Origin of the sequence: Bacillus sp. AFS001701 (assembly GCF_002559405.1) — a bacterium.
GTDB lineage: Bacteria > Bacillota > Bacilli > Bacillales > Bacillaceae_G > Gottfriedia.
This window is the reverse complement of sequence record NZ_NTZO01000048.1, coordinates 1-2671: the sequence shown is the minus strand read 5'-3', so window position 1 is coordinate 2671 and position 2671 is coordinate 1. Positions and strand designations below refer to the sequence as shown.

Here is a 2671-nt window from a genome sequence, read left to right as displayed (position 1 = left end):
ATTATTAAACTAATATTCTAAATAAAGTTTATCATATACCATTTAAAAATCCATTCTATTCTCAACAATATTTCTTTTCTCACTAGTAAGAACAACTAAAAGTGCTCCGCCTAGAACAATAGTCCCGCCTATTATTTGAAGTAAACTCATATTTTCATGGAATAGAATGGTTGAAAATGTAATTGTCACTACTGGTTCTACCATACTTAATACTGCCCCTTTTGTCGGTCCAATTCGTTTTACACCAGCAAAAAATGTACCCATTGATATAACACTTGATATAATTGAAATACCTAAAATTGTGATCCAACCAATAAATTTAAAATGAATTTGTATCGTGTTTGTCGATACGCCAACTAGTAAAAATGAAATTGATGCAAATAAAGAAATATATGCACTTGTTACTAATGGAGGAACATGTATCGAAACCCTCCCACCAACAATTATGTATATTGAGTATACGATTGCCGCTGCTAACGCTAATAGAATTCCAAATGGATTTATATTTTCCGCAGGAGCTCCCAACACAAGTACAATTCCAACCAACGATAGTGCAATTGATATCATTATATTTTTTGTTAATTGCTCTTTATTTACTAAAAATGATAGAATTGCTACAAAAATGGGATATAAATACAAAATTAATGCAGCTAATGAAGCAGGAATATATTTTACTGAACTGAAATAAAAACTTGATTGAAGCATATACAACACTCCACCTAGTAAAACAAACAAGACTAATTGTTTTTTCGTAATTTTAACTAATTTTTTACTAACCACTAAGTAACTAAAGAACATAATTGTCGCAAATGTAAACCTTAAAAATAATAATGTATTCACACTTACATTTTGATCATAAGCATAAAGCGCAAAAATAGGCATTAATCCAAAGGCTATTGCAGATATTAAAATTAATAAATAACCGAAATACAAAGCATTTTCCCCTTTCTATACCATTTATCTGAATATTATAATTATTAGATAACAGTTTAACATAAAACTTTACCTCAATCTTTAGCCATTTACAATATGTACATAAAAATTATATAGGTCATAGTTTAAATAAAAAATTAAGGGAGTGATGAAAGTGGAATTATTGGGAATTCATCATGTTTCACTACTTACTACAAAGGCTGAAAAAAATTACGAGTTTTACACTAAGGTTTTAGGCATGAGACTTGTTAAGAAAACTGTAAATCAAGATAACACTTCCAGTTATCACTTATTTTACGGAGATGCAAAAGCTAATCCCGGGACAGAAATAACATTTTTCGATATCCCTCATCTAGGAACTACATATCCAGGTCACTCGATCGTATCTTCAACATCATTTAGAGTGGCCACAACTGAGTCATTACATTATTGGAAGAATCGCTTAAAAGAGCTTAATATTTCACATGATGAAATAATTAAAAGAGCAAATCGAGATACACTCGCATTTCAAGATTATGAAGGTACAAGATTAATTTTAGTAGCAGATAATGGTGAAAAAGGTGTTTCACCGGGTACTCCTTGGAATAAATCAGATATCCCAATCAAGCATGGAATTCTTGGCTTAGGTCCAGTGACACTTACCGTAAAAGATTCGATTCCTACAAGTAAAACTTTAACGGAAGTTTTAGGATTTAGACTTGTTGGTACTTACCCTTCTACTGAAGGGAATTTTGCAAGTATAGAAGTTTACGAAACCGGATTAGGTGGTGCTGGTGCAGAAGTGCACTTGGAAGTCAGACCAGACTTACCGAGAGCTAGACCAGGACGGGGTAGTGTACATCATGTAGCTTTTAGAGTACCAAACGAAGAAGAATATAATAAATGGGCCGACAAATTAAATTCACTTGGGATTACGAATTCAGGAAAAGTAGAACGCTACTATTTTAAAGCGCTCTATTTTAGAGAACCAAATCATATTTTATTCGAATTATCAACTGATACCCCTGGATTTGATCTAGACGAAAATATTGATACTTTGGGAGAACGGTTAGCATTGCCTCCATTTTTAGAGCCTAAACGTGCTGAAATCGAAGCAAGTTTACGTCCATTAGACTTTAATTAAAATAATTTGATACATTGGCTTAATTATTTAATATGAGTACTCAGATTAAGAGGGTTTCCCCACAAAATGAGAAACCCTCTTTTTATAACGGCAAATAAGTAGTGGATGATGAAATGTTGGAAAAGAAGAGTGGATTGGACTGCAAATAAAATTGATTATTACTTATACCAGTATGGGTATTTAGAGCTAATAATTGTACAATTGCAGAAAATTTCAGATGGAAAACTACCAAATGCCCTAACAATTACTAAATCGTATAAAAATCTGCTATTTATCATAAATAAAGAATGATTTTATTAACTACAGATAAAAGTACTATTGAGATACCCCTTTTAGCAATTTCTGAACTATCATTTGTTGAGGCAATTCTATATTTAATCTCCATACTACACCTCGCATTTTATTTTGTATTTAAAAATTGATTTATTAGATAATGACGTTTAATATTTAGCAATTACATTTTTACATAGTAAAATGGTTACTTGAACGGTGTACAAAGTGCCCATAATAAAATGGCAAAACATATCATAAAAAAACCAAATAAAAAAGAGAAAGTTTTAAAAATTGCAATATGATATCTTTTAGACAAAAATTTTTCAGTAATAAATAAAAGAA

Annotated in this window: 2 protein-coding genes; one reads left to right on the top strand and one right to left on the bottom strand. The window is 30.9% G+C overall.

Annotated elements, in window-relative coordinates:
- Positions 1-42 precede the first annotated feature (42 nt).
- Positions 43-933 carry a DMT family transporter gene (locus tag CN514_RS04550; RefSeq protein WP_098231584.1) on the bottom strand — a complete coding sequence of 297 codons (891 nt, stop codon included), beginning with the start codon at positions 931-933 and terminating at the stop codon, positions 43-45.
- A 154-nt stretch (positions 934-1087) separates the two neighbouring features.
- Between CN514_RS04550 and CN514_RS04545 the strand changes: the two genes are divergently transcribed.
- Positions 1088-2056: a ring-cleaving dioxygenase gene (locus CN514_RS04545; protein WP_098231583.1), complete on the top strand. Its 969-nt coding sequence runs from the start codon at positions 1088-1090 to the stop codon at positions 2054-2056.
- The last annotated feature ends 615 nt before the right edge of the window (positions 2057-2671 follow it).